Origin of the sequence: Mesorhizobium sp. B2-4-1 (genome assembly GCF_006442185.1) — a bacterium.
In the GTDB taxonomy this organism is placed as follows: domain Bacteria; phylum Pseudomonadota; class Alphaproteobacteria; order Rhizobiales; family Rhizobiaceae; genus Mesorhizobium.
In genome coordinates this window covers 76564-101331 of record NZ_VFVN01000015.1, presented here as the reverse complement: position 1 = coordinate 101331, position 24768 = coordinate 76564, and the positions used below count along the sequence as shown (strand labels likewise).

Sequence of the window (24768 nt, the reverse complement as noted above, 5' to 3'; positions counted from 1 at the left end):
GCTGCTGATCGCGAAGCTAGGCCAAGGGATTGATCGGGGTGTCGGTAGATCCGCTATACGACCCTGTCCGTGGTGTTCCTTGCAGCGTCATGCAGCCACTTTATTCTTGTTCCGATTGAAGCAGGATTTCGTCGGTCTGGTCGACGCCCCGCTTCAGCGTCATGTAGAGAACAAGGGCGACGATGCAGCCAAGGAAGAGGATGCTGGTCAAGGTGGTGCCGAAGCCGAGGCCGCCATATTCGACCGGTTGCGAGAGCAGGTCGCCGAATGAGGCGCCAAGCGGCCGCGTCAGGATATAGGCGAGCCAGAAGGCAAGGATGCCGTCCAGTCTGAGGACATAATAGGCAAAGGCGATGAGCGCGATGACGCCACCAAACAACAGACCCGTTGTGAGGTAGCCCATGTCGAAGCTTTCCGCCACGAGGTCGCCTGCGGCGGTGCCGAGCGAAAAGGTGAACAGGATCGCCAGCCAGTAGAAGATCTCACGCCTGGTGGTGACGATGGTGTGGATCGACAGCGTTCTTTCGCTGGCGTACCAGACCGAAAATGTCGCGGTGAGCGCGATGCTGAAGGCGATGGTCGTCGTTTCGAGCCGCACGCCGAAATTGTCGACGAGGTTGTCGGTGACCAGCGTGCCGACGATGCTGATCAGCACCACCGCCAGCCAGTAGGCCCACGGCACGTAGCGTTTCTGCGCAAACTGCAGGATGAGCGCGACAACCAGGATACCGGTCATGATCAGCGAGGTGACGGTGAGCCCGAGGCCGAGATTGACGGCAAGATAGTCGGCCGCCGTCTCGCCCATGGTCACCGCCATCAGCTTGATCAGCCAGAAATCAACGGTGACATCGGGAACCCGGTTTAGGGCAGGCGCGACACGTTGGGCGGCTGGCGAGAGCATGGCGGTATCCTGTCGTTGAAGGGGGGTAGAGTGGACTTACTTGCCCAGAATTTTCATGGCCTGAGCGAAGAAGTCGTCGGCGCGCTTGTCGTCGTCGGCGTTGCAGCGCTCGATGCCCTTGGTCTCCAGCTCGGAAACTTTTGTCTTGTCTGCATCGGTGAGTTTCGCTTCAGCCTCCGCGGCGCGCAGGCTCTTGAGCGTCTCTTCGCAAGGCGCCGGCGCGGCGGAGGCGGATGCAATCGGGCTGGCGAGCGCGGCGAGCGCGAAGGCGAGAACCAGTCTGTTCATGGGTGCTTTCCCTGGTTGAGCGCCGGTCTCCCGGCGTCGGGCTCCGGCCAGGCCGACCGGCACAGCGACCATAGGGACGCGACCTCACCGGCATCTGTCTCGTAGTTTACATTTTCGTAAGAATGGGCGCGGAAGCGACAAAAACGCGCCCGACGTCTCGCCAGCAATCGGCAGAAAGAGTAGTGGCTAGTGCGGGGCGCACATGCTTTTGCCCGGTTCCACAGGCTTGCCGGGCGTGCGAGAAACACCAATGACCTACGCTACTTCCAAGCCGTCCCCGAAGGCGTTCAACCAGCACAAGCGCCTGATCGTTGTCCAGGTGGCGGCCGTGCTCGCCATAGCGCTGCTGTTGTTTGCCAAGCCTTTGCTGAGCGAAGGGTCGAGCGGACACGAGTTCATCGAACTGCTCGGCTGCGTCCTCATCCTCATCTGCGTCGGCGGCCGTCTGTGGAGCATTCTCTATGTCGGCGGCAAGAAGAACGCCGAAGTGATTTCCGCCGGGCCATTTTCGATGACCCAGAACCCTCTCTATTTCTTCTCCACGTTGGGCGCGGTGGGCATCGGGTTGATGTATGGATCCATCGTGGTGGCCGCGGCATTGGGCCTGGTCAGTTTCGTGGTTTTCCGGGTGACGGCGCGCAAGGAAGGTGAATTCCTGCTGCAAAAGTTTGGCCCCGCTTACACGGCGTATGCTGAGCGAACGCCGCGCTTCTGGCCGAACCCGCTGCTGTTTGCCGACCAAGCCGAACGGCAGTTCTCAACGCATGCCTTGAAGCGGACGTTCTATGACGGGCTTTATTTCCTTGCCATCTTCCCCGCGATCGAGACGATCGAGTATTTCAGAGCCAGCGGCTTTCTGCCCACGTTTTTCACGCTCTATTGATCAATATTGATCAATGCATAAGTCTGCTGCCATTCGCCATGCTCGCCGCTATCAGCTGGAACATAAGAGCACCGACTAATTTTCGGCACATCGCGCAATGCAGACCGGAATTTACGACATCGGATGGTCATTTACCGGGAAGGCACTAAGCGGGACGGCGGTCCGCGGAAAACCCATCTCCCAACATTGGCCAAAGCATTTTCGCCGGACCAAGATGTAAGCACTCTTTCGCGATGTGGCTATCGTGCGCTGAGACGGATTAAATGCGTATCTTACTTGCGGAAGACAATCGCGAATTGTCGACATGGCTGGCGCGCCTGCTGCGGCGCGACAATTACGTGATCGATTGCGTCTTTCGCGGCGATGATGCCGATGCCGCCCTAGCAAGCCAGGACTACGCTTTGGTGATCCTCGACCTGGCGTTGCCGCATCTTGACGGCATCGAGGTGCTGCGGCGGCTGCGCGGTCGCGGCAGCACGACTCCGGTCATCATTCTCACCGCCAACGATGCCGTATCGAGCCGGGTTCGGGGCCTCGACAGTGGTGCCGACGACTATCTGGTCAAACCGTTCAACGTCGATGAATTCGAAGCGCGCGTCCGTGCCCAGCTCAGGCGCGGGCGGGCGAATTTCGATCCCATGGTGCGCTTCGGCAGGCTCGCCTTCGACACACAAGGGCGGACCTTCGTGCTCGGTGAAACACCACTTCATCTGACGGCCAGGGAACACGCCGTGCTTGAAACACTGATCATGCGCGCCGGACGACCGGTGCAGAAGACCGTGTTGGCTGAGAACATCTTCGGCTTCGACGACGAGACGAATCCGAATGCCCTGGAAATTTGCATCCACCGCGTCAGGAAGAAGCTCGAGGGCAGCGGCATGGCCATCACCACACTTCGCGGTCTAGGCTACGCCCTCAAAATCGACGATGGCCAATAGAATGGCGAGCAGAAGCCTCCAGCGTGAACTGCTCGGCTGGCTGGTCGTGCCACTGACGGCGGTCGTCTCGTTCAACGTGTGGACGACTTACAAAAACGCAGCGGAAACCGCCAATCTGATCACAGATCGAACCCTTCTGGCGTCGGCCCGGGTGATCGCGGAAAACATTCGCGAGAATGACGGTGTGCTAGAAGCGCCGATCCCGCCGGCGGCGCTGGAAATGTTCGCCTCCGATCAGCCCGACCGCGTCGTCTACCGCGTGACGACGCCGCGCGGCCAGGTCATTGCAGGCTATCCCGACGTTATCGCACCGCCAGGGCAGCCTGTTGATCTCAAACCGGTCTATTTCGAAACGACGTTTCGCGATCAGCCCGTTCACGCGGTCGCCATCGCCCAGCCCATCGTCAGCAAGCAGAACCCGGGCAACGCGACGGTGGCGGTCGGCCAGACACTTAGGGCGCACGACAAGCTGATGACCAGCCTGTGGCTCAAGGCGCTGCGCGATCAGGTGCTGCTGGTTGCGGCCGCCGGCCTGCTCGGCGTTTTCGGGCTGCGCCGTGGCCTGGCACCGATCCTGCGGCTTCGCAACGATGTGATGGATCGCGATCCGGCGGAGTTGAAACCTTTCGCCACCGATACCGTCCAGAGCGAATTGCGGCCGCTTGTCGAGGCGCTGAACGAGGCCTTCGACCGCATCCAGCGCCAAATGGCCACGCAGAGGCGGTTCGTCGCCAACGCCGCCCACCAGTTACGCACGCCGCTGGCGCTGTTGAAGACGCAAGTCAGCGTCGGCCTGCGCGAACCGGATATCGGAACCAAGGATGAAGTTCTGGCTGCGGTCGACATGTCGGTCGATGGCATGGCTCACCTGTCGAACCAGCTTCTTTCACTTGCCCGCGCCGAGCAGGGCAGTGCGTCGCTGATGAAATCCGAGGTCGATTTCGGCGCCGTGGCCAGGGATGCCCTCGAGGGGCTGGCGCAAGCGGCACTGGCGCGCAACATCGACCTCGGCTTCGAGTCCGGGGAAGATGGCCTGGCTGTGTGGGGACATCCAACCTTGCTACGCGAGCTGGTCGTCAACCTGGTCGACAACGCCCTGCGCTACACGCCGCAAGGCGGCTCGGTTACGGTAGGGATTGGCCACGAGGCGGGCTGGGTCGTGCTGCAGGTGGAGGACACCGGCCCCGGCATTCCTGACGGCGACCGGGAAAAGGTGTTCGAGCGCTTTTTCCGTGGCTCCGAGGCCGGCAGCGAAGGCACAGGTCTGGGTCTTGCCATCGTGCGCGAGATCGTCTCCTCGCATGACGGTCACATCGTACTCGCCAACCGCCGGCCGCCGCCTGGATTGAGTGCGCAGGTTAGGCTGCCGGCCCACCCGCCAGCCCACACTTGATTCAGTCCTGAACTCTACGCAGCTTACTGCGTCTCGTGCAGGGGCTGGGGACGCCACTTCGCCAGCCGGTCCTCGACTAGCGTCATCAGATATTCCGCGCCGAGCGCCACCACCATGACGATGACGATCGCGGCATACATGCCGGCGGCGTCGAAGGAACCCTTGGCGATGTTGATCAGCAGGCCGATGCCGTAACGCGAGCCGACGAACTCGCCGACGATGGCGCCGATGATGGCAAAGCCGAAGCTGACATGCAGGCTGGCGAAGATCCAGCTCATCGCCGACGGTACGATCACCGAACGGGTCAATTGCCAATTGGAGGCACCGAGGATGCGGGCATTGGCGATCATCGCCCGGTCGGCTTCGCGGACGCCCTGGAAGGCGTTATGGAAGACGACGAAGAAAACCATGACGAAGGCCAGCGCCACTTTCGAGGCCAGGCCGAGACCCAGGATCATGATGAAGATCGGCGCCAGCACCACGCGAGGAATGGAGTTGATGACCTTGATGTAGATGGAGAAGATGTCGGCGGCCATGCGGTTGCGGCCGAGTGCTACGCCGATGATGATGCCGGCGACCGACCCGGTGACGAAACCGATCGTAGCTTCCTCCATGGTCACGTAGAGATGGTACCAGAGCGGTCCTTCGGACGTACCCTCGGTCATCCATTCGTAGAGCCGTTCGGCGATCGTGCTCGGCATCGCGTAGAAGAACGGATCGATCCAGGCGAGGCGGGCGGCGATCTCCCACAGAGCGAGGAAGACGACGAGGATGGCGATCCGCCAAAAGATCACCGTGCGGCGCCGCTGCGTTGCTGCCTTGGCTGCGGCGGCTTCGATTTCGGCGTCCGAGGTTCCCGGCCTGAAGCTTCCGGTGCCGATGTCGATGGCAGCATCAGTCATGATGTTCTCCCTCAGGCCGCGGCGCGTGCATAGCTGGTCTCGACCTCTTCCTTGAGGTCGGCCCAGATCGTGCGCGAATAATCGATGAAGCTCTGTTCGTAGCGTATATCGGCGACGACGCGCGGCCGCGGCAGATCGATGGTGTAGACCGACTTCACCGTCGCCGGCCCGGCGGTCAGTACATAGACCTTGTCGGCGAGCGCGATCGCCTCTTCCAGATCGTGGGTGACGAAGACCACGGAGGCCTTGGCCTCGGACCAGAGGCGCAACAGCTCTTCATGCATGAGAACGCGTGTCTGCACGTCGAGCGCGGAAAACGGCTCATCCATGAGAAGAATCTCGGGGCCGTTGATGAAGGTCTGGGCGAGCGCCACGCGCTTGCGCATGCCGCCCGAAAGCTGGTGTGGATAATGCTGCTCGAACCGCGACAGGCCGACGCGCGCCAGCCAGTCGCGCGCCTCGGCCTGGGCTTGCGCTTTAGGCTTGCCGCGAAAAAGCGGTCCGGCCATCACGTTCTCGATCACCGTGCGCCAGGGGAACAAAGCGTCGGTCTGGAACACGAAGCCAATACGCGGGTCTATCCCCTTGACGGGACCGCCCATCACGCGAACCTCGCCGGCGCTTGGGCTTGCCAGACCGGTGATCAGGTTGAGGGTCGTCGACTTTCCGCAACCTGTCGGGCCGACGACAGCGACGAATTCGCCACGCTCGACCGTCATGGTGAAGTCGCGCAGCGCTGTCAGCGATTTTCCGGTGGGGGAGAGGAAGCGGCGGCTGACGTTGATCAGCTCGATCGCCGGAACGGTTTTTTCGGCAGCCATGATAAAGAACTCTCCAAAACCCAGCGGTCGCCGCGCGGGAGATCGCCGGACGCGGAAACAGGATGGATGCCGGCGCGAGGCTCGCGCCGGCGATGTCGGCTATTTCACGTTCTTGACGAACTCGGTGGTGTAGGTCTTCGACAGGTCGATCTGCTTGCCCTGTAGGTCCTTCTTGAAGGCTGAGAGCACGGTCAGCACCGTTTCCGGGCCGCCTTCCGGCATGACACCATCGGCGGTGAACATTGCCTTGCCCGCGTCCAGCGCCTTCACATAGCCTTCCTTGTCGCCGACATAGTAGTCCTTCGGCATCTTGTCGGCGATCTCGGCGCCGCTATGGGTGTTGATGAACTTCAGTGTCTTGACGAAGGCATTGGCCAGCTTCTGCACTGTCTCCTTGTGGGCGTCGACCCAGTCGGTCTGCATGTAGAGGGAAGCAGCCGGATAGGTGCCGCCGAGCGCGGCTTTGGTGCCTTCCATCGTACGCATGTCGACAAGAATAGAAGCTTCGCCGGTCTTCAGAAGCCGGGTGATAGTCGGCTCGGTCGTCATGCCGGCCTGGATCTTGTCCTGCTGCATGGCTGCGATGAAGGTGTTGCCGGCGCCGACCGGAACCGAGGTGAATTCGCCGAGCTTCAAGCCGTTCTTGACGGCAAGATATTCCGTCAAGAAGTTTGTCGAGGAGCCGAGGCCAGTCACGCCCAGGCTCATGCCCTTGAAGTCGGCGGGCGATTTGATCTCCGGATGCTTTGTTGAAACGAGCTCGACTTCGCCGGGCGCCTGGCTGAACTGGACGACGGATTCAACGAATTTGCCCTTCGCCTGCAGGTCGATGCTGTGGTCGTAGAAACCGACCACGGCCTGCACGGCTCCGGCCAGCATCTCGTTTTCGGCATCGACGCCGGCCGGCTCGTTCAGCAATTCGACGTCGAGACCCTCGTCCTTGAAGTAGCCAAGCTCTTCCGCCAGCTTGGCGGGCAGGTAGATCTGCTTCTCGTAGCCGCCCACCATGATCGAGATCTTTTCATCGGCGCGAGCCGATTGTGCGGACAGGGCCATTGTGGCGACGAGTGCGATTGTAGCGGCTGAATCAAGCAGTGTTCGCTTAAGCGACATGGCCTCTTCCCTTGGTTCGTTTCCCGCGTCCCTCTCTTCTCCCATCGCTTTTGCGACATTTGCGGGGACGCGGGGTATAGTTATGGCATCAACCTTTCATCAACCTTTCAAACGGGGACGCGAACGGCTTCAAGGTTTGGAGTTCTGCCGGAGGTGTGCGGCGCGGCGAACGCTTTGCAGCAGGATGGCGAGGCAACCCAACAGCAGCAAGCCGCCGCCGAGCGGAGGCGGCAGCGCCAACAGCTTCACCACCGCCGTGATGACGGCCACAAGGACTAGCGCCAGCAGCGCCAGATTGCAATCATCGACGAACATGCCGAAGAATTCCTTGGCCGCGAGACGAATGACGTTCATCGGGCAAGCCCTCCTGTGAGTTCGGGGTAGGCACCGCGCAGCCAGCGCACCATGGCAAACGACGCCAGCGCGACGATGGCGAAAATGGCGAGCAAAGCGAGATCGGCGCCTGGCCAGTCGGCGCCGATGCCTTCGCCGGTCCAGAAGATGCCGAAGCTGGTCAGCATCAGCCCGACGACGAATTTGAGCGCATTCTCCGGCACCCGCGCCAATGGCCGGTGGACCGCCAGGCCGATAAGCATCACCAGGATGAACGCCGCCAGCGCGCCCAGGCTGGCGTAAAGCGTCTGCCCGTGCGCTGCACCGACGGCAATGACGATGAACACCACTTCGACACCTTCGAGCAACACCGCCTTGAACGACGCCAGCCCGGCGAGGTAGTCGGCCCGGCGATCGTTGGCCTGCTGGTGCAATGTGACGGTTTCTTTGGAGAAGGCGGCCTCCTCGTCATGCAGGGCGACAACGCCGACGCTGCGCAGGATGGCCTTGCGCAGCCAGCGCATGCCGAACAGGATCAACAGCACCCCGACGACGAACTGCAGCGTGGTGATGGGCACGAGCGCCAGCAGCGGGCCGAACGCCAGCACCAGTGCCGTGAGCACCGCCAGCGCCAGTGCGGCGCCAGTCAGCGCCGGGCGCCAGCTGCGCGTCACCCCGACAGCAAGCACGATGGTGAAGGCCTCGACGACCTCGACGAAGGACGCCAGGAATGCCGCCGTGACCGTCGAAATGATGGGTGTCAGTGTCTGCATGGAGGTTTCCTGTCTCGTTCGACCGAATGCCCATCCCAACCTCTAACATCCGGGATATTGCGACGGCCGTTTGAATCTGCCCATCGCGCCGCGATCAACTCGTGAATTCGCCGACCTCAACTAAGGCCGCCGCCGCCTTGAACCTCGACGTTTTGATAGTTAGTCGTCTCATTGTTGGCACATAAGGAGCTAGAGAATTCTTGTCACCAGATTGTCCAGCCGGGAGTTCTCGCGGTAAGCCAATCGCACCACAACGGCACCTAAGACGCCCGTGATGGCGCCGCCGATCACGTCGGTGACATAGTGGGTGCCGATATAAATTCTCGACCAGCAAATCAGGAATGCCATGACGAGGAATGCCAGCGCCCGGCGAGGCAAAGCTTGCATCGCAAAGGCCGCGACGATCGCAATGGATGCCGTCGCATGATCGGACGGGAACGACCAGTCGGCGCTGGGCGCGATCAGCAGATGCGTCACACCGGCATCGTAGGGCCGTATCCTATGCACGAACAGAAGGATGAACTGGTTGATCGCCAGCCCGAGCAAGAACGCCAGACCGGCCTCCAAGGCCGCGTGACGAACATGATAGCGGTCGACCTTCGCCCACCATTGCACAACCACAGCCAGAACCATGAGCGGAACGCCGATTTGTGAGGCGCCGATCATTGCCTTATCCAGAACCGGGTGAAGCCCGGCTGCAGCGTTGATCCAGTGGGTGAGAGTAGCATCCATTCTTCGTTGCTTCCGTTGTTGTCGATCGCGAGGTGAATTGTGAAAGCAGTCGACGAACTCCGCATCCATCAGATTTTTGAAGTCAGCGTATGGCTTAAGGGTGCGCACGCCCTGATCGAATGCCTTGGCGGTGTCCTGCTCTATGTCGTCACCACCGGCACCATTGCCTCGTGGGTCAATGCCTTCACCCAAGAGGAATTGATCGAAGATCCGAACGATTTCATAGCTGGCTATCTGTCGCAGATGGCAAGCCATTTTTCTGTCGCCAGCAAGGAGTTCTACGCCTTTTACCTGCTCAGCCACGGCCTGATAAAGCTGCTCTTGGTTGTCGGCCTTTTGCGAGGCAAGCTCTGGTCGTATCCGGCCTCCCTCGTCGCACTCAGCGCATTCATGGCCTACCAAGTCTACCGCTATTCCTACACCCACTCTCCGGGTCTGCTCGTTCTGACGGTCTTCGATGCACTCGTAATGGTGCTGATCTGGCACGAATGGGGTGTAATGCGACGACACGAGCCCGCGTAGCGACGATTACCCGCCTCGACTCTGTTCAATCCGCTGGATCGCAGACCAGCACAGAATGGCCCAAGCGGACCCGACACACCAACCTGCAAGGACGTCCGTGGGGTAATGGACGCCGAGATAGACCCGGCTCAATCCGACCATGACTGTCAGAAACACCGCGAGCGAAACGAAATACGCCTTAACGCCGGGATTGGGGTTCGCCTTGGCCAATAGCGCTCCAAGGGTAAGGAAAGTGACGGCGGAAAGCATCGCGTGCCCGCTTGGAAAGCTCGCCGTGAAAACTCTTGCGGAGTGCACAATATCGGGCCTTTGGCGATCAAAGACGAGTTTAAGAATTGTGCTGATGGCCTCTCCGCCTGCCACAGCGGCCGCAACCAGCACGGCATATCTCCGCTTTCCCGTAATCAGCAGATAGCCCACTGCGGCCACCGAGACGAAGCCCAGGAAAACAAAGCTGCCTAGGGACGTCACGTCGCGCCCCATTTCTTCTAGCCAAGGCGGACCAATTGGGTTCGTCGCGTCACCGGCACTGCGGAACGCTATAAGCACTGCCTGGTCGAAACCGCTCGTGTCGCCCTCTGTGACTTCTTCAGCTAGGAGGCCGAATCCGAGGATCAGGCCGCCAGCGACGAGCAGCGAGGCTATCATCCACATGGCATCGCTTTGAAAACCATCCAGAAAGCGGCGCGAAGAAGGAGGCTTGATCGCCATGCGTCTATGATCGACCTATTTTGTAGAGGTCACAAGCGCGATGGCTCGGCGAGAGTTTCTTATAGCTGACGTAGGCGGCAAAACGGCGCCGGAGGCACAGGCGTACTAGACCAATCGCTTTCGTGTGCACTATGTGTGCAGTGAGAACTTAGATCTAGCCGGGTGGCCTTCCGTTGCGACGGAATAATCGTAAATTGGGCCACGTTTGGGCGGGTGTGTCAGACCAAATTGCTCAATCTTTCCAATCGGGCATTGGACGGACTGAGGCTGAAAAAAGATAATGAAATGAATAAGATAGAGCGAAGAATTGCCGTGGCGCCTATGAGGACTGGACGGACCACAGGAAGTCCATGGATCAACCCGAGGTCCAATGAGCGTGTCATAGAAGGCTTATACGAACGCTCGACGAATTCGTTTACCGCTGCGCTGCCGTTTACGCATGGCCACGCCGCACTGACGATCGCCGACACCAGTCGGCAGTCAGCGCCCAGCTCGCCCTTCCTCTTGAGCGAGTCCGCCACCTAGTGCTTCTATCGCCGTATGATCACCAGCAGGCACAGACCGATCACACTCGCACAGATCAACACAGATTGTTTTCCAAACAGCGCTCTGCAATAAACTAGCATGCGCAGCCTTCTGCGGGTGGTTACCACCGCCTTGCGAAGATGCCCGAAGGCCAGGGACGACACGACGAATATCCGGGGCGTAACGCCCTTGGATCGTGGCTCACTCCACGTGGGTTCCCAACGTCCGGCCTCGCAGCGCACCGCTGCCCTCGCTGGACCCCAACCCGCGGGAGGTTATGCTATGCCCAAAATTCAATCCGATCGCCGTACCGACAGTGCAGGTTTTGGCGACTTGACGCTCTGGGAGCTGGCCGACCCGGATGCCATGGCTCGGGCAGCTATCGAGCTTTATGGATCGAATGCGTCGACTGCCGCGGCACATTGCGCGCTGACAGCCCATTTCGATGGCCGCACGGGCGACTACCGCTTCTGGTGCACAGTTTTTTCGGAACTCGGTTGTGGCAGGGACCGAGCGGATCAGCATTCAAACAGCGGGATCAAACGCGTCTCTGACCATGCCTGAGACTCAGCATTGCCTGGCCAGACCATAGGCTCACGTGTCGATCGGGAGCCGGTTAGACCGCTTGATCTGGGCAAGGGCAAAGCTGGATTCGATCGAGGCAACGCCATCGAGCCGCGTCAGCTTTTCCTTGAGGAAGCGGTCATAGGCTTGCAGGTCGCGCACCACGATGCGCAGCAGATAGTCGCGCTGCCCGGTCATCAGATAGCAGTCGACGACCTCCGGCCAGCGGCCGATGGCCGTATTGAACCGCTCCAGTTCGTTCTCTCGCTGACGCTCTAACCTGATCGAGGCGAACACCGAGATTGGCAGGTCAACAAGATCTTGGTCGATGAGCGCGGCGTAGCCCGTGATAACGCCCCTATCCTCCATCATGCGGACGCGGCGCGCGCAGGGTGACGCTGAGAGGCCGACCTGATCGGCAAGTTGCTGCGCCGTCATTCTGCCATCGATCTGAAGCGCGGCGATGATTTTGCGGTCGATATCGTCCAGTCGGATTTTTGGCACAGATCATCACTCCTATCATCGATCTTGATCAAAGCAGCTAAACTAGGCGCCATAATCAGGCAAGTTTAGCGACCATTGGCTTTTCCCTCGGCCTATGATTTCGATCGGTTCACCAGGAGGTTGGGCAATTGGACGAACGGGAATTGGAGGCGCTTTCCGCGCTGGAGAAAAAGGTGCTGTGGCTGTCGGCGTGGATGATCCACAACGCCAACCATCTTCGCGAAAGCACCGGCGGATTGAAAGTTGGCGGGCATCAGGCATCATCCGCCTCACTGGCGACGATCATGACGGCGCTCTATTTTTCAGTGCTGCGACCGGAAGATCGCGTTGCGGTCAAGCCGCATGCATCCCCTGTCTTTCATGCCATTCAGTATCTTCTCGGCAACCAGACCAGGGAAAAACTCGAGCAGTTCCGCGCCTTTGGTGGAGCGCAAAGTTATCCATCGCGGACCAAGGACGTCGACGATGTCGATTTCTCCACCGGCTCGGTCGGGCTCGGCGTCGCCCAGACGCTGTTCGCCTCGCTGGTGCAGGACTATCTCTTTGCCCGTGACCAAAGCATGCCCCAGGGCCGCATGGTGGCGCTGATCGGCGATGCCGAGATGGACGAGGGCAACATCTTCGAAGCGCTGCTGGAAGGCTGGAAGCATGGCCTGCGCAATTGCTGGTGGATCGTTGACTATAATAGGCAGAGCCTCGATGCCGTCGTGCGCGAGGGGCTGTGGGAGCGCTTCGAAAGCATCTTCCGCAACTTCGGCTGGGACGTCGTCATCCTGAAATACGGGTCCCTCCAGCAAGCCGCCTTCACCGAGCCAGGCGGCGGGGCGCTGCGCGACTGGATCGATGCTTGCCCCAACCAGCTTTATTCGGCTCTGACCTTCCAGGGCGGAGCAGCCTGGCGCAAACGCTTGCGGGGCGACATTGGCAAGGAGCCCGGTGTCGCGTCACTGCTCGATCGCCGCTCTGATGCTGATCTGGCAGCGCTGATGACCAATCTCGGCGGTCATGATCTGCCCTCCCTGCTCGATGCCTTCGACACGGCGCGCGGCAACGAGCGGCCGACATGCTTCATCGCCTACACCATCAAAGGTTTTGGGCTGCCGCTTGCCGGTCACAAGGACAATCATGCCGGCCTGATGACCAAGGACCAGATGGCAACGTTTCGTGCGTCGATGTCGGTCGTCGAGGGGCGCGAGTGGAACGCCTTCGAAGGATTGGATATGGGCGAACTGGATCTTCAACGGTTTCTCGATGCTGTTCCATTCGCGGCGAAGGGCAAACGGCGCCGTCACGCCCAGCGCATGCTCGTTCCTGGTCATCTTGTCTCGGACGCCAAGGGCATCGTCTCCACGCAGATCGGCTTTGGGCGGATCCTGGACGAGATCGCGCGCGCCGGTGGGCCGCTTGCCGATGCAATTGTCACAACATCTCCGGACGTCACGGTCTCGACCAATCTCGGCCCATGGGTGAACCGACGCGGCCTCTTCGCCAGGGAATCGCTGGCGGACACATTCCGCAACGAACGTATCGCCTCGGCGCAGAAATGGGAGTTCGGCACGTCCGGCCAGCATATCGAGCTTGGCATCGCCGAGAACAATCTGTTCATCCTGCTGTCGGCGCTCGGACTGTCGCATTCGATCTTCGGCAAGCGGCTGCTGCCGATCGGCACGCTTTATGATCCGTTCATCCAGCGCGGTCTCGATGCGCTCAACTATGCCTGCTATCAGGATGCGCGATTCCTGCTCGTGGCCACGCCGTCAGGCATTACGCTGGCACCGGAGGGCGGCGCGCACCAGTCGATCGCCACCCAGCTGATCGGAATGGCGCAGGATGGGCTTGCCGCCTACGAGCCGGCCTTTGTCGACGAGCTGAGCGTCATTATGCGCTTCGCACTCGATTACATGCAACGCGATGGGGACGCGGTGCAATCGGAGCGTACCTGGCTACGCGACGAGACCGGCGGGTCGGTCTATCTGCGGCTTTCGACACGTCCCGTCGAGCAGATTGCGCGCGTCATGACGCCGGAACTCGAACGCGACATCGTCGACGGCGCCTATTGGCTAAGACGTCCAGGCCCGAATGCCGAGCTGATCGTCGCCTACACCGGCGCCGTCGCACCGGAAGCCATCGAAGCGGTCGGTTTGATGGCTGAGGACCGTCGCGATATCGGTCTCCTGGCAGTGACATCAGCCGATCGGTTGAACGCCGGCTGGACCGCGGCAAGCCGCGCACGCGAGCGCGGCCTCATCCATGCAAGAAGCCATGTCGAAAGGCTGCTTGCCGACCTTCCAGCCCATTGTGCGATCATTACCGTCACCGATGGCCACCCGGTGGCACTAGGCTGGCTTGGCTCGGTCTCCGGCCACCGAACGCGCAGCCTTGGCGTCGAACACTTTGGCCAATCGGGGACCATCGATGATCTCTACCGGCATTTCGGCATCGACGCGAATTCGATAGCGACAGCGGGTGACCGGATCATCAATAGCCGGCCGGTGCGCCATTTGCGCGCTCTGGATTGATATTACCTCAGCCTGGCGCCGCCAGGTTTAGGCATTTTCTTCGTTGGCGAGCCCTTCGCGTCTCGATCATCATAATATCTGGGAAGCGATCCACTCCGCCAGAACACCAAATCAGCGAGCGGTTCTGCCGCAAGCTCAGATCCACTTGCGCTTTATCGCGATGCCGAGGGCCTGATAGGTGGTTAGGACGTTGAGTTTGCGGCGAATGTTCTGCAGCTGAAACTCGACGGCTCGCCGGCTGACGTTGCGCAGCGTCGCAATGTCGTCGTTGGTCTTGCCCGCAAGGAGCCATGCAAGGCACTCGAGCTGATAGCTCGTCAAAGGAGAGGCGGCTGCGCTCATCAGCTGCTGATCATCGCGGCTCTGCAGATAGCCATCGACAAAGGCACCAAGCGTCAGAACCGAATAGGGGTCGGCCAGCATGGTGGTGTCGGGTTTGCGCTCGCGCGACGAGAAGGTGAAGAGAGCCCGCCTTCCAAAACCATCGAAGATGGGGATAGAGATCCCCGAGCGGATGCCAAAATTCCGGGCTTCGCCGAAGAACGTCCGGTGATGCTTTCTTGCTGGAACGGGCAAGCCGCTCTCCCACCAGGCGTAGGCACCGCGTCTTGGAGAAACCGCTTCAACGACAGGATCCACCTTGGCCAGCCCGCTGTCGAGATAGTGCTTCTGCCACGCCACCGGATAGTTCGACATCCCATACACGTCCGCCTCGTGTACCGAGAGATAGGTGAACCATTCAAACCCCTGCGCGTTGGCGAACCTGCGCAAGGCCTGATCGATGGCAGGCTTGTCGGGCGCCAGTTTCAACCAGTCCCGCAGCATTTCAAACTGTGGCTTCAGAGACTTCATCGGCACTCCTTCTTACTGCCCCAGCCGCAAAAAGGTGCGTCTCATATTGAAGTTCAGGCGGTTGAGATCAACCTCAAAAATGCAACCGTCGCTAGCAGACGGGTGAATCTTCGGATTTACCTGGCCGACCTTCGGAAACCCGTAATGGTCCGCCTGCTCGAACGCTGTTTCTTTCGCACTATCGAAACAGCGCGGAGAAAATGGGCATGCAGATAGTTGCAGTCAGGAATGGAGAAAGCAGCGCAGGAGATGGGCTGATTGATCAAATGCACGCGCTGCGCGCGCGGGTGTTCAGAGACCGCCTCGGCTGGAACGTGACGGTCAAGTCCGGGCGCGAAACAGATGAATACGATGCGCTCGATCCGACCTACCTCCTCGCTGTGACCGACGATTTACGCAATGTCGCTGGCTGCGCACGCCTTCTTCCGGCCACCGGTCCGACAATGCTGGGCCAGACGTTTCCGGTCCTTCTCGGTAGCGATCCCATGCCATGCCATTCAGGCCTGATCGAAAGTTCCCGGTTCTGCGTGGACACGGAGCTTGGATCCAGGAACGCGGCCAGAGGCCTCCACAAGACGACGATGGCGCTGTTCGCAGGCATCCTGGAATGGTCGTTGGTCAACGGCTATTGCGAAGTAGCGACTGTCACCGACATCCGTTTTGAAAAGATCTTTGGCAGGGCAGGGCTACCTTTCAATCGCCTCGGCTCGCCCCATCCGATCGGCAACACGATCGCGGTTGCCGGCGTCATTCCAGCCACCCTTCAAAATGCGCTTCGCGTTCGGGCGAACGGATATGAGCCCTTCTCCCTCGACGCGCGCCCACTCGCAGCATGACGGCGGATCGATCCAACATTGCATCCAAGATGATCCACAAATGACGCCCACTTCGCAATCACACCATCGGCTCGTGCGAAAACTTCGCGAGGCCATGGGCAGCACGATCTGCAACACGCTCGACGACGCGCTCGTCGTCGAGATCATGCTCAATCCAGACGGGCAGCTCTTCGTCGAACGCATCGGCGAACCGATCACTCAGGCAGGCAGGTTGGCGCCGCAGGCGGCCGAGACGATCATTGGCACAGTCGCTCACGCGCTCGGAACGGAAGTGAACCTCAACCGACCCATCATTTCTGGCGAGCTGCCGATTGGCGGACATCGGTTCGAGGGCCTGTTGTCACCGGTGGTCGCGGCACCGGTCTTCACGATCCGCAAGCGCGCCACGCGGCTTTTTCCGCTCGACAGCTATGTCCGCGACAAGATCATGACGCCATACCAGGCTGCGGTCATTCGCAATGCTGTCGAGAACCGGATGAACATCGTCGTCGCCGGTGGCACGGGAACGGGCAAGACAACCCTCACCAACGCGGTCATCGGCGAGATCGTCAGCCTGATGCCGGAACACCGCCTGGTTATTCTCGAAGACACGGTCGAGATCCAATGCGCGGCAGAAAATGTCGTCGCGCTCCACACGACTGATGCGGTGGACATGAGCCGACTGCTCAAATCCACCATGCGTCTCAGACCCGACCGGATCATCGTCGGCGAGGTTCGCGACGGCGCCGCACTCACGCTGCTGAAAGCGTGGAACACCGGCCATCCCGGCGGCATCGCCACGATCCACGCAAACAGCGCGCTCTCGGCGTTGACCCGCCTCGAGCAGCTGACGGCCGAAGTCAGTTCCAACCCGATGCCCGAAATCATCGGTGAGGCGGTCGACATGGTCATCTCCATCGAACGCACGTCGAAAGGTCGTCGCCTTCGTGAACTGCTGGTTGTCGAGGGCTATCGCGACGGCCGTTACCGCATCGAATCCCACGGCAGCGAAGAGGGGCACCGCCATGTCGCATAGGGCGATCAGGACTTCTGTTGGATTGACGGCCTCTCTTGTCCTGTCGAGCAACTCGGCGCTCGCCGCAGGCGGTGGGGGCGGATTGCCTTGGGAGGGTCCGCTTCAACAGATCCAGCAGTCGATAAACGGACCGGTCGCCGGTACAATCGCACTGGCGGCTGTGGCGATCGCCGGTGGCATGCTGATTTTCGGCGGTGAACTGAACGATTTCGCACGGCGACTGGTCTATGTCGTGCTGGTTGCAGGCATCCTTCTCGGCGCGACCCAGATCGTGGGGCTGTTCGGGGCCGGCGGAGCGTCGATCGGCATGGAGCCAGCCGTCGAGAGCAGAGCGACCCAATCTCCCGCGGTTCTCATCGATGGCTGAGCGTTCCAGTCGACTTCACCGCGTCAGGATCCATCGCGCGCTTTCCCGGCCGAACCTTCTGTTTGGCGCGGATCGGGAACTGATGCTCGTGACGGGCTTGGCAAGCGTCATTCTGATTTTCGTTGTCCTGACCTGGTTCTCCGCGCTGCTTGGCATCGCGATTTGGGTCGTCATCGTCGGATTGCTCAGGCTGATGGCAAAGACCGACCCGATGATGCGAACGGTGTATCTGCGACACATCCGTTACAGAGCCCATTACCGGCCGACATCGACGCCCTGGCGGGCCTACTAAATACGGACGGCTGATGATGGTCGCACTCAAGAAATTCCGGCATGCCGGTCCCTCGTTTTCCGACCTGCTTCCTTATGCAGGCCTGGTGGACAACGGCGTCCTGCTGCTGAAGGACGGATCACTGCTCGCTGGATGGTATTTTGCCGGCCCGGATTCCGAAAGCTCGACCGATTTCGAGCGCAACGAAGTCTCGCGACAGATCAACGCCATCCTTGCTCGTCTAGGCAGCGGCTGGATGATCCAGGTGGAAGCGGTGCGTGTACCGACCACCGCCTACCCCCCGCGCGCGGACGGCCATTTTCCAGACCCGGTGAGTGCTGCGATCGAGGATGAGCGCCGAAGGCATTTCGAGGCCGAAAGCGGCCATTTCGAGAGCCAGCATGCAATCGTTCTCACCTACCGTCCGGCCCAGAAGCACAAATCGGCGCTGGCAAAATATGTCTATTCCGACGACGCCTCCCGCAACGAACGTTTCGCCGATACGGTGTTGAAGTATTTTCGGAACGCAATCCGCGAGTTCGAACAGTATTTGGCGAACGTGCTGTCGATACGGCGCATGGTCACGCGGGAAACAGTTGAGCGCGGGGGAACACGGACCGCGAAGTATGACGAGCTTCTGCAGTTCGTCCGCTTCTGCATCGTAGGCGAGAACCATCCGATCAGGCTGCCAGCGATCCCGATGTATCTCGATTTCCTGGTAACTGCCGATTTCCATCACGGTCTTTCGCCGCTCGTCGACAGCCGTTACCTCGCCGTGGTGGCGATCGACGGTTTTCCGGCCGACAGCTGGCCGGGCATTCTTAACTCTCTCGATCTGATGCCTCTCACCTACCGCTGGTCGTCGCGCTTCATGTTTCTCGATGCCGTCGAGGCGCGTCAGAAGCTCGAACGAACCCGCAAGAAGTGGCAGCAGAAAGTTCGCCCCTTCTTCGACCAACTCTTTCAGACGAACTCCCGGTCGATCGACCAGGACGCCGCCATGATGGTGGCCGAGGCCGAGGATGCGATTGCGGAATCGTCGTCGCAGCTCGTTGCCCACGGCTACTACACGCCGGTTATCGTGATGTTCGACCAGGACGAGCGGCGCCTTCGCGACAAGGCTGAAGCTGTGCGCCGGCTTGTTCAGGCCGAAGGCTTCGGGGCCCGCATCGAGACACTCAACGCGACGGAGGCCTTTCTCGGCAGCCTACCAGGCAACTGGTACGCTAATGTCCGCGAGCCGCTGATCAACACGCGAAATCTCGCGGATCTTATCCCGCTCAATGCGGTGTGGTCGGGCAGTGCTGTTGCACCGTGTCCGTTCTACCCGGAGAATTCCCCGCCGCTCTGCCAGGTCGCGTCCGGCTCGACACCATTCCGGCTCAACCTTCATTCGGGCGATGTCGGTCACACCCTGATCTTCGGCCCGACCGGTTCTGGAAAGTCGACGCTTCTCGGCCTGATAGCAGCGCAGTTTCGAAGATACCAGGGCGCGCAGCTCTTCGCCTTCGACAAGGGATTGTCAATGCTACCGCTGACGCTTGGTGTCGGCGGCGATCATCATGATGTCGGGGCAGGCGAGGGGCTTTCCTTCTGCCCGCTTTCCCAACTTGGGTCCGATGGCGACAGGGCCTGGGCTGCTGAGTGGATCGAGACGCTGATCGCGCTCCAAGGCCAGAAAATCACGCCAGACCATCGCAACGCCATCGCCCGGCAGCTGGCCCTCATGGCGACGTCCCAAGGGAAGTCCCTCTCCGACTTCGTGTCAGGCGTGCAGTTGCGTGAGATAAAGGAGGCTCTCCAGCATTACACGGTCGACGGTCCGATGGGGCACCTGCTCGACGCCGAAGCCGACGGTCTGACGCTGTCGTCCTTCCAGACGTTCGAAATCGAGCAGCTGATGAATATGGGTGACCGAACCCTCATTCCGGTTCTGCTCTACCTGTTCCGCCGTATTGAAAAGCGCCTCACTGGATCGCCCAGTCTTATCATCCTCGACGAGGCCTGGCTGATGCTCGGGCACCCCGTGTTCCGCGACAAGATCAGAGAGTGGCTCAAAGTCCTGCGCAAGGCCAACTGCGCGGTTATCCTCGCAACGCAGTCGATCTCGGACGCCGAGCAGTCCGGCATCATCGACGTGCTGAAAGAATCCTGTCCGACGAAAATCTGCTTGCCGAACGGAGCCGCCCGGGAGCCCGGCACACGCGAATTCTACGAACGGATCGGCTTCAACGAACGCCAGATCGAGATCGTGGCGACGGCGCTCCCCAAGCGTGAATACTACGTCGTCTCGCCCGAGGGACGCAGGCTGTTCGACATGGCACTCGGACCCGCAACGCTCTCCTTCGTCGGCGCTACCGGCAAGGATGACCTCAGGCGCATTCAGGAATTGCGAGACGTTCACGGCCAGGGCTGGCCCGCAGCTTGGCTCAAGGAGAGAGGAATAAACAATGCCGACACAGGCCTCCAATCGTAGTCGCGGCATCCGGCGAGGCTCACTTGCTCCATTGATTACGGCGCTGGCAACGAGCGCGTTGATGCCTGCTGCGCTGACGCCTGCCAACGCGGGTGCTGCCACGGGCAATGCGACCGAATGGACCCAGTTGCTCAATAACTCAGAACTCGTCGGCCTTGTCGGCCAGTCTGCCGAGCAAATTCAGAACCAAGTCAAGCAAATCACCCAGCTTGCCGACCAGATCCAGAACCAGATGCGCATTTACGAGAACATGCTGCAAAATACGGCAAAGCTTCCTTCCCACGTTTGGGGTCAAGTCGAGAGCGATCTCGGAAAGCTCCAGGGGATCGTCAGCCAGGGACAGGGGATCGCCTTCTCGATGGGCAACATCGACGATGTCCTGAAGCAGCGGTTCCAAAGCTATGCCGATTTCAAATCCAAACTGCCCGAAGGGCAGGACTTTGCAAGCGCATGGCAAAGTTGGTCCGATACGAACCGCGACACCGTAGCCGGCACACTCAAAGCGGCGAACCTGACCGCGGAGCAATTCTCCAGCGAAGAGGCCACCATGCGCCAGCTCCGTTCTATGTCGGAGTCGGCGGACGGACAGATGAAGGCCCTTCAGGTTGGGCATCAGATCGCCACCCAGCAGGTAGCCCAGACCCAGAAACTGCGCGGCCTGCTGGCTCAGCAGACGACCATGATGGGAACTTGGTATCAGTCCGAGCAGGCGGAGAAGGACCTCGCACAAACGCGGCGGGAGAAATTCTTCAACGCCCCGACCCGTGACATTCGCGGCGGCCAGACCATGGAGCCGCGCTGGTGAACCGTCCATACCTTGGTTTGGCCCTCGGGCTCCTGTTCAGTTTCCTCGCGGGAAGCACTCTTGTGTGGCTATGGACGGCGACAACCAAGGTGCCAACGGCGAGCTCGCCGTCGTCTCCCGCAAGACCATCGGCTTCGGATGCGAAAAATCATCATCACGGCGAGAAATTCTTTGGTGGCGACGCGGAACGCAATATCCGGAATGGTCAGGAAATGACGCCACGATGGTGACGAAACAAAAACGTCGATTCGGGATCGTCGCCGTGTTTGCCGCCGCCCTCGTGCTGCTGGCGTGCGCTCCAGGCTTTGCCCAAGAAGGCTCGGTGCTGACGACACTGGAGAACTCCGTCGTCACCGCCGCCAAAGGTTGGGAAACGACGGTGACGGATGCCGCCCGCTCCCTGTTCTGGATCCTTGCGGGGATAGAGATCAGCGTCGCCGCAGTATGGCTCGCCATAAATGCCATCTCCCTCGATGCATGGTTCGCGGAGCTGGTTCGGCGGATCATGTTCGTTGGTCTTTTCGCGTTCATTCTCGAACAAGGGCCAAGCTTCGCCAAAGCAATCGTCGACAGCCTATTCCAGATCGGTGCCAATGGTGGATCGGCGTCGCCCGCCAACGTCTTCGACGCCGGGATACGTGTCGCTTCGAAGATGGCTGAGCAGGCGAGGTTTGGCCTGTTCGAAGATAACGCGCTGGCGATCGCAGCCGTCTTCGCCATGATCGTGGTAGTCGTTTCTTTCTCCCTTGTCGCTGCGATCTTCGTCGCAGTCATGGTCGAGATGTATGTCGGCTTGTTGGCTGGCATGATCATGCTTGGCCTTGGCGGCTCGTCTTTCACGAAGGACTTCGCTGTCCGCTATCTGGTCTACGCTTTCTCCGTTGGCATGAAGCTGATGGCGCTGGTCATGATAGCCCGCATCGGTTCCGAGGTGCTGCTCGGTCTGGCGGAAGCGTCGACCGCGACATCGGACCAGTTCATCACGACGCTTGCTATCGCCGGCATATCAGTCGTGGTCTTCATCATTGCAATGTATGTGCCCGCTATCCTCCAAGGCGTCGTCCAGGGCGCTTCAATCGCTGGCGGCATGGAAGCGATCCGACACGGCGCGCAGGCCGGGACCTTCGCAGCAGGCGGAGCGTTTCTGGGTGCAAGTGCTGCCGCGAAAGGCGCCGACGCAGCGCGCGACGCGAAGGCGAGCGGATCGTCGCTCGCAGGAGCAGCGTTACGCGGCATGGCTTCCGGGATAGGCAACGCAGGTTGGGCTGCCGGATCCGCCGCCAAGGAGAAAGCTATCGCTTCGCCCGGCGCTTATGCGGGGTCGGTGCTTGGGCTCGCCAATGCCAAGCTCGAAGAGAAACGGCAGTCGGGGCGCGTACCCGTACGGCAGCAGCCTCCGCCCCTTGAAGACAAGTAGAGGAAGATGCCGATCCATGGCAATTCGCACACCGCCGGATAATCCCTATCTCGCCGCTCGCCAGGAATGGAACGAGCGCTATGGAAGCTATGTGAAGTCTGCGAGCGCTTGGCGCGTCGTTGGCATCACTGGCATGACTATGGCGGTGATCGGCTTTTCCTACGCACTTTATCAGAGCACGCGGGTGAAGCTGGTGCCCTACATCGTCGAGGTCGACAAGCTGGGCGCCGCGGCTGTTGCCGGCTTCCCGCAACAGATCGAGTACGCCGATCCTCGCGTGGTTCGCGCAGCCCTGGGCGGCTTCATCACTTCCTTCCGGTCGATCACGCCGGATGCGGTCGTCCAGAAGCAGTATATCGATCGCACCTACGCGCTTCTTCGAACCTCTGATCCCGCAACCGAGAAGATCAATAGCTGGTTTCGGGGCAATTCGCCGTTCGAGAAAGCCAAAGCCGCAACGGTCGCGATCGAAGTGAACAACGTCGTCGCCTTGTCGAACCAGAGCTACCAGATCGACTGGACGGAATTCGAGCGTAATCGAAAAGGCAAGGAAACGGCGACCCGTCGTTTTCGAGGCATTGCCACCGTCACGCTTACCCCGCCGCAGGATGAGGAAATCATCCGCTTGAACCCGATCGGATTGTATCTTCGCGATTTCGATTGGACCGCGCAACTATGATGTCCTTGAGGTTTTACACCATGATCCCCTTATCCATGCGAGCGAGTGCCTGCGTTGCGGTGCTCGCTCTAGCCTCAGCATCGATCTGGGCCTCGGCGGCGGCCCAGGAAATGAGCGCCAATGAGACGAAAGGAACCAGCACTTCGGGGAAATGGCGAGGATCACGAGGTCTCGTCACCAAAGGCGCCGATGGCAAGGTGGTCTTCCTCTATGGCGAGGTGCAGCCGTCCATAGTTTGCTCACCGCTCCAAGTCTGTGACGTAGAACTCCAGGCCGGTGAGGTCGTTCGGGACGTGCTGGTTGGCGACACCGTTCGCTGGAAGGTCGAGCCGGCAACTTCCGGCGCGGTGGGTGGCCAGGCGGTCCATCTGATCCTCAAGCCATCTGAACCCGACCTCGTCTCATCGATGGTCGTGACGACGTCGCGGCGCACTTCCCTGGCCGCCGATCGCAGGCCGCGCCACGCCGATCCTGTGGCCGGTCTCCTCGTCGACCGCCCAATAGACATGGCCGAGCGTCTTGCCGAGGGCATCATTGCAGGAGACACCGGTCAGCTTTTCGGCGACAGGATTCATGAAGGTGACGCGGTTGGCGGCATCGGTGCAGATGACGGCATCGCCGATCGACTGGAGCGTCACTTTGAGGCGCTCCTTTTCGTCCGCCAGCATGGCCGCCGACACGGCGAGGCGCTCCTCCGCCTGCTTGCGCCGGGTGATGTCGGTCAGGCTGCCTATCGCCCTGATCAGCCGCCCCTCTTCGTCGCGCTCGATCGCCTTGCCACGGTCGAGGAACCAGAGCCAGCGGCCATCCTTGTGGCGCATCCTGAATTCGGCCTCGAAGAACGGCGTGCGGCCTTCGAGATGGGCGCGGTCCGCCTCGGCCACTGCTTCGCGGTCGTCGGGATGTATCATCGCCAGCCAGTGATCGGGGTCACCGTCGAGTTCCCCGTCGGCGTAACCCAGCATCTTGACCCAGGTCGAGGAATAGTTAGTGCCGCCCCTGCGCTTGTCGAAGTCCCAGACGCCCTGGCCGGCGCCGGCCAATGCAAAGTTCCAGCGCGTTTCGGCCTCGGCGATCCGCGCCTCGGCCTGCTTGCGCGCATCGATGTCCTCTATCTGCGAGACGAGATACAGCGGCCGGCCGCTATTCCCGTCGCGAATGACGGAGCCGGCCAGCCTGGCCCAGACGGGCGTGCCGTCCTTCTTGAGATAGCGCTTCTCGAAATGAAAGGAATCGATCTTGCCGGCCTTCAGGTCTTCCATCGTCTCCCGCCCGATCTCCAGATCGTCGGCATGCGTGAGCTGGAAGAAGGTCAACGCCTCGATCTCGTCGCGGCGGTAGTCGAGCATGGCAGCGAAAGCCGGGTTGGCCTCGAGAATGCGCCCGTCGAGGCCGACGATGGCGACGCCGATGGAGGAATCCTCCATGGCACGGCGGAAGCGCTGCTCGCTCTCGGCGATCTGGCGGCGGTCCTTGCGGATGACGCGCGCGAACATGCAGGCCAGGAGAAGTGCGCCGGCTGCCACACCGACCGACGCCTGCACACAAAATTCGAGCGTCTCGGCGCCGGGATCCAGCCGCGACAGCAGGATCGATGCCGTCATCGCCGCTGTCCCGCCCACGAGCAG

Annotated in this window: 27 protein-coding genes and 1 pseudogene; 16 read left to right on the top strand and 12 right to left on the bottom strand. The window is 60.7% G+C overall.

What is annotated here, in order from left to right:
• Nucleotides 1–100: 100 nt before the first annotated feature.
• Together FJ949_RS27650 and FJ949_RS27645 are read right to left on the bottom strand one after the other, a co-directional pair.
• A complete protein-coding gene (locus FJ949_RS27650; protein WP_140500835.1) occupies nucleotides 101–901 on the bottom strand; it encodes a hypothetical protein in 801 nt (266 codons plus the stop codon).
• Between the two features lie 36 nt (nucleotides 902–937).
• Nucleotides 938–1189, bottom strand: coding sequence for a hypothetical protein (locus FJ949_RS27645; protein WP_140500834.1), 252 nt, complete (start codon nucleotides 1187–1189; stop codon nucleotides 938–940).
• 250 nt (nucleotides 1190–1439) lie between these two features.
• On the opposite strand from FJ949_RS27645, the gene FJ949_RS27640 reads away from it, so the two are divergent.
• The 3 genes from FJ949_RS27640 to FJ949_RS27630 all read left to right on the top strand — a co-directional run bounded on the left by FJ949_RS27640 (nucleotide 1440) and on the right by FJ949_RS27630 (nucleotide 4403).
• Nucleotides 1440–2072, top strand: a complete 633-nt coding sequence (locus tag FJ949_RS27640) for an isoprenylcysteine carboxylmethyltransferase family protein (protein WP_140500833.1) — start codon at nucleotides 1440–1442, stop codon at nucleotides 2070–2072.
• A 263-nt stretch (nucleotides 2073–2335) separates the two neighbouring features.
• Nucleotides 2336–3010 (top strand): response regulator, encoded by a 675-nt coding sequence (locus FJ949_RS27635; RefSeq protein WP_140500832.1) that lies wholly within the window; start codon nucleotides 2336–2338, stop codon nucleotides 3008–3010.
• Between the two features lies 1 nt (nucleotide 3011).
• Nucleotides 3012–4403, top strand: coding sequence for a sensor histidine kinase (locus FJ949_RS27630; RefSeq protein WP_181172178.1), 1392 nt, complete (start codon nucleotides 3012–3014; stop codon nucleotides 4401–4403).
• Nucleotides 4404–4426: 23 nt separating this feature from the next.
• Here the strand turns inward: FJ949_RS27630 and FJ949_RS27625 are convergent, their stop codons facing one another.
• The 6 genes from FJ949_RS27625 to FJ949_RS27600 all read right to left on the bottom strand — a co-directional run bounded on the left by FJ949_RS27625 (nucleotide 4427) and on the right by FJ949_RS27600 (nucleotide 9077).
• Nucleotides 4427–5305 (bottom strand): ABC transporter permease, encoded by an 879-nt coding sequence (locus tag FJ949_RS27625; RefSeq protein WP_140500830.1) that lies wholly within the window; start codon nucleotides 5303–5305, stop codon nucleotides 4427–4429.
• An 11-nt stretch (nucleotides 5306–5316) separates the two neighbouring features.
• Nucleotides 5317–6126: an ABC transporter ATP-binding protein gene (locus FJ949_RS27620; protein WP_140500829.1), complete on the bottom strand. Its 810-nt coding sequence runs from the start codon at nucleotides 6124–6126 to the stop codon at nucleotides 5317–5319.
• A 99-nt stretch (nucleotides 6127–6225) separates the two neighbouring features.
• Complete coding sequence (locus FJ949_RS27615; protein WP_140500828.1) at nucleotides 6226–7239, bottom strand: ABC transporter substrate-binding protein; 1014 nt, start codon at nucleotides 7237–7239, stop codon at nucleotides 6226–6228.
• Nucleotides 7240–7368: 129 nt separating this feature from the next.
• Nucleotides 7369–7593: a hypothetical protein gene (locus FJ949_RS27610; RefSeq protein WP_140500827.1), complete on the bottom strand. Its 225-nt coding sequence runs from the start codon at nucleotides 7591–7593 to the stop codon at nucleotides 7369–7371.
• Nucleotides 7590–8345, bottom strand: a complete 756-nt coding sequence (locus FJ949_RS27605) for a COG4280 domain-containing protein (protein WP_140500826.1) — start codon at nucleotides 8343–8345, stop codon at nucleotides 7590–7592. Before FJ949_RS27605 ends, FJ949_RS27610 begins: the two co-directional genes overlap by 4 nt.
• Nucleotides 8346–8534: 189 nt before the next feature.
• Nucleotides 8535–9077, bottom strand: a complete 543-nt coding sequence (locus FJ949_RS27600; RefSeq protein WP_140500825.1) for a phosphatase PAP2 family protein — start codon at nucleotides 9075–9077, stop codon at nucleotides 8535–8537.
• A gap of 39 nt (nucleotides 9078–9116) precedes the next feature.
• Here FJ949_RS27600 and FJ949_RS27595 point away from each other — a divergent pair, with 39 nt between their 5' ends.
• Nucleotides 9117–9599 (top strand): DUF2127 domain-containing protein, encoded by a 483-nt coding sequence (locus FJ949_RS27595; protein ID WP_140500824.1) that lies wholly within the window; start codon nucleotides 9117–9119, stop codon nucleotides 9597–9599.
• Nucleotides 9600–9605: 6 nt separating this feature from the next.
• On the opposite strand, the gene FJ949_RS27590 is transcribed toward FJ949_RS27595, so the two are convergent.
• Nucleotides 9606–10310: a phosphatase PAP2 family protein gene (locus FJ949_RS27590; protein ID WP_140500823.1), complete on the bottom strand. Its 705-nt coding sequence runs from the start codon at nucleotides 10308–10310 to the stop codon at nucleotides 9606–9608.
• A gap of 807 nt (nucleotides 10311–11117) precedes the next feature.
• On the opposite strand from FJ949_RS27590, the gene FJ949_RS27585 reads away from it, so the two are divergent.
• Nucleotides 11118–11399 (top strand): hypothetical protein, encoded by a 282-nt coding sequence (locus FJ949_RS27585; protein ID WP_181172177.1) that lies wholly within the window; start codon nucleotides 11118–11120, stop codon nucleotides 11397–11399.
• A gap of 30 nt (nucleotides 11400–11429) precedes the next feature.
• Here the strand turns inward: FJ949_RS27585 and FJ949_RS27580 are convergent, their stop codons facing one another.
• Nucleotides 11430–11903 carry an Lrp/AsnC family transcriptional regulator gene (locus FJ949_RS27580; RefSeq protein WP_140500822.1) on the bottom strand — a complete coding sequence of 158 codons (474 nt, stop codon included), beginning with the start codon at nucleotides 11901–11903 and terminating at the stop codon, nucleotides 11430–11432.
• Nucleotides 11904–12031: 128 nt separating this feature from the next.
• Between FJ949_RS27580 and FJ949_RS27575 the strand changes: the two genes are divergently transcribed.
• The gene (locus FJ949_RS27575) at nucleotides 12032–14422 is read left to right on the top strand and encodes a 1-deoxy-D-xylulose-5-phosphate synthase N-terminal domain-containing protein (protein WP_224646677.1); all 2391 of its coding nucleotides are present in this window, start codon (nucleotides 12032–12034) and stop codon (nucleotides 14420–14422) included.
• Nucleotides 14423–14557: 135 nt separating this feature from the next.
• Here FJ949_RS27575 and FJ949_RS27570 read toward each other — a convergent pair whose 3' ends face one another.
• Entirely contained in the window at nucleotides 14558–15274 is a 717-nt protein-coding gene (locus FJ949_RS27570) for an autoinducer binding domain-containing protein (protein WP_140500821.1), read from the bottom strand.
• Between the two features lie 206 nt (nucleotides 15275–15480).
• Here FJ949_RS27570 and FJ949_RS27565 point away from each other — a divergent pair, with 206 nt between their 5' ends.
• From FJ949_RS27565 to FJ949_RS27520, 10 genes and pseudogenes are all read left to right on the top strand, one after another.
• A complete protein-coding gene (locus FJ949_RS27565) occupies nucleotides 15481–16110 on the top strand; it encodes an acyl-homoserine-lactone synthase (protein ID WP_140500820.1) in 630 nt (209 codons plus the stop codon).
• Nucleotides 16111–16150: 40 nt separating this feature from the next.
• Nucleotides 16151–17125 carry a P-type conjugative transfer ATPase TrbB gene (gene trbB / locus FJ949_RS27560; RefSeq protein ID WP_140500819.1) on the top strand — a complete coding sequence of 325 codons (975 nt, stop codon included), beginning with the start codon at nucleotides 16151–16153 and terminating at the stop codon, nucleotides 17123–17125.
• The gene (locus FJ949_RS27555) at nucleotides 17115–17492 is read left to right on the top strand and encodes a TrbC/VirB2 family protein (protein WP_140500818.1); all 378 of its coding nucleotides are present in this window, start codon (nucleotides 17115–17117) and stop codon (nucleotides 17490–17492) included. Before trbB ends, FJ949_RS27555 begins: the two co-directional genes overlap by 11 nt.
• Nucleotides 17485–17784: a conjugal transfer protein TrbD gene (locus tag FJ949_RS27550; protein ID WP_140500817.1), complete on the top strand. Its 300-nt coding sequence runs from the start codon at nucleotides 17485–17487 to the stop codon at nucleotides 17782–17784. The genes FJ949_RS27555 and FJ949_RS27550 overlap by 8 nt, the downstream gene beginning before the upstream one ends.
• A 16-nt stretch (nucleotides 17785–17800) precedes the next feature.
• Nucleotides 17801–20239, top strand: a complete 2439-nt coding sequence (locus tag FJ949_RS27545; RefSeq protein WP_140500857.1) for a conjugal transfer protein TrbE — start codon at nucleotides 17801–17803, stop codon at nucleotides 20237–20239.
• Nucleotides 20214–21044 carry a P-type conjugative transfer protein TrbJ gene (trbJ, locus tag FJ949_RS27540; protein WP_140500816.1) on the top strand — a complete coding sequence of 277 codons (831 nt, stop codon included), beginning with the start codon at nucleotides 20214–20216 and terminating at the stop codon, nucleotides 21042–21044. The genes FJ949_RS27545 and trbJ overlap by 26 nt, the downstream gene beginning before the upstream one ends.
• Nucleotides 21041–21274 (top strand): DUF2749 domain-containing protein, encoded by a 234-nt coding sequence (locus FJ949_RS31100; protein ID WP_348642178.1) that lies wholly within the window; start codon nucleotides 21041–21043, stop codon nucleotides 21272–21274. The genes trbJ and FJ949_RS31100 overlap by 4 nt, the downstream gene beginning before the upstream one ends.
• Entirely contained in the window at nucleotides 21268–22461 is a 1194-nt protein-coding gene (trbL, locus tag FJ949_RS27530) for a P-type conjugative transfer protein TrbL (RefSeq protein WP_140500815.1), read from the top strand. Before FJ949_RS31100 ends, trbL begins: the two co-directional genes overlap by 7 nt.
• Nucleotides 22462–22477: 16 nt before the next feature.
• Nucleotides 22478–23140 carry a conjugal transfer protein TrbF gene (locus FJ949_RS27525; RefSeq protein WP_140500814.1) on the top strand — a complete coding sequence of 221 codons (663 nt, stop codon included), beginning with the start codon at nucleotides 22478–22480 and terminating at the stop codon, nucleotides 23138–23140.
• Between the two features lie 35 nt (nucleotides 23141–23175).
• A pseudogene (locus FJ949_RS27520) lies at nucleotides 23176–23574 on the top strand (TrbG/VirB9 family P-type conjugative transfer protein); the annotation flags it as partial.
• Here the strand turns inward: FJ949_RS27520 and FJ949_RS27515 are convergent.
• The gene (locus FJ949_RS27515) at nucleotides 23542–24636 is read right to left on the bottom strand and encodes a PAS domain S-box protein (RefSeq protein WP_281405843.1); all 1095 of its coding nucleotides are present in this window, start codon (nucleotides 24634–24636) and stop codon (nucleotides 23542–23544) included. The pseudogene FJ949_RS27520 and the gene FJ949_RS27515 sit on opposite strands and share 33 nt — an antisense overlap.
• Nucleotides 24637–24768 lie beyond the last annotated feature (132 nt).

Excerpts from the sequence above, each read along its gene's own strand:
- FJ949_RS27525 (WP_140500814.1), top strand. The coding sequence starts at position 22,478 with ATGGCAATTCGCACACCGCCGGATAATCCCTATCTCGCCGCTCGCCAG.
- FJ949_RS27630 (WP_181172178.1), top strand. The coding sequence starts at position 3,012 with ATGGCGAGCAGAAGCCTCCAGCGTGAACTGCTCGGCTGGCTGGTCGTG.
- FJ949_RS27645 (WP_140500834.1), bottom strand. The coding sequence starts at position 1,189 with ATGAACAGACTGGTTCTCGCCTTCGCGCTCGCCGCGCTCGCCAGCCCG.
- FJ949_RS27605 (WP_140500826.1), bottom strand. The coding sequence starts at position 8,345 with ATGCAGACACTGACACCCATCATTTCGACGGTCACGGCGGCATTCCTG.
- FJ949_RS27515 (WP_281405843.1), bottom strand. The coding sequence starts at position 24,636 with ATGTTCGCGCGCGTCATCCGCAAGGACCGCCGCCAGATCGCCGAGAGC.
- FJ949_RS27585 (WP_181172177.1), top strand. The coding sequence starts at position 11,118 with ATGCCCAAAATTCAATCCGATCGCCGTACCGACAGTGCAGGTTTTGGC.
- FJ949_RS27615 (WP_140500828.1), bottom strand. The coding sequence starts at position 7,239 with ATGTCGCTTAAGCGAACACTGCTTGATTCAGCCGCTACAATCGCACTC.
- FJ949_RS27620 (WP_140500829.1), bottom strand. The coding sequence starts at position 6,126 with ATGGCTGCCGAAAAAACCGTTCCGGCGATCGAGCTGATCAACGTCAGC.
- FJ949_RS27545 (WP_140500857.1), top strand. The coding sequence starts at position 17,801 with ATGGTCGCACTCAAGAAATTCCGGCATGCCGGTCCCTCGTTTTCCGAC.
- FJ949_RS27590 (WP_140500823.1), bottom strand. The coding sequence starts at position 10,310 with ATGGCGATCAAGCCTCCTTCTTCGCGCCGCTTTCTGGATGGTTTTCAA.
- FJ949_RS27600 (WP_140500825.1), bottom strand. The coding sequence starts at position 9,077 with ATGGATGCTACTCTCACCCACTGGATCAACGCTGCAGCCGGGCTTCAC.
- trbJ (WP_140500816.1), top strand. The coding sequence starts at position 20,214 with ATGCCGACACAGGCCTCCAATCGTAGTCGCGGCATCCGGCGAGGCTCA.
- FJ949_RS27625 (WP_140500830.1), bottom strand. The coding sequence starts at position 5,305 with ATGACTGATGCTGCCATCGACATCGGCACCGGAAGCTTCAGGCCGGGA.
- FJ949_RS27565 (WP_140500820.1), top strand. The coding sequence starts at position 15,481 with ATGCAGATAGTTGCAGTCAGGAATGGAGAAAGCAGCGCAGGAGATGGG.
- trbL (WP_140500815.1), top strand. The coding sequence starts at position 21,268 with ATGGTGACGAAACAAAAACGTCGATTCGGGATCGTCGCCGTGTTTGCC.
- FJ949_RS27550 (WP_140500817.1), top strand. The coding sequence starts at position 17,485 with ATGGCTGAGCGTTCCAGTCGACTTCACCGCGTCAGGATCCATCGCGCG.
- FJ949_RS27570 (WP_140500821.1), bottom strand. The coding sequence starts at position 15,274 with ATGAAGTCTCTGAAGCCACAGTTTGAAATGCTGCGGGACTGGTTGAAA.
- FJ949_RS27650 (WP_140500835.1), bottom strand. The coding sequence starts at position 901 with ATGCTCTCGCCAGCCGCCCAACGTGTCGCGCCTGCCCTAAACCGGGTT.
- FJ949_RS27640 (WP_140500833.1), top strand. The coding sequence starts at position 1,440 with ATGACCTACGCTACTTCCAAGCCGTCCCCGAAGGCGTTCAACCAGCAC.
- FJ949_RS27610 (WP_140500827.1), bottom strand. The coding sequence starts at position 7,593 with ATGAACGTCATTCGTCTCGCGGCCAAGGAATTCTTCGGCATGTTCGTC.
- FJ949_RS27555 (WP_140500818.1), top strand. The coding sequence starts at position 17,115 with ATGTCGCATAGGGCGATCAGGACTTCTGTTGGATTGACGGCCTCTCTT.
- trbB (WP_140500819.1), top strand. The coding sequence starts at position 16,151 with ATGACGCCCACTTCGCAATCACACCATCGGCTCGTGCGAAAACTTCGC.
- FJ949_RS27635 (WP_140500832.1), top strand. The coding sequence starts at position 2,336 with ATGCGTATCTTACTTGCGGAAGACAATCGCGAATTGTCGACATGGCTG.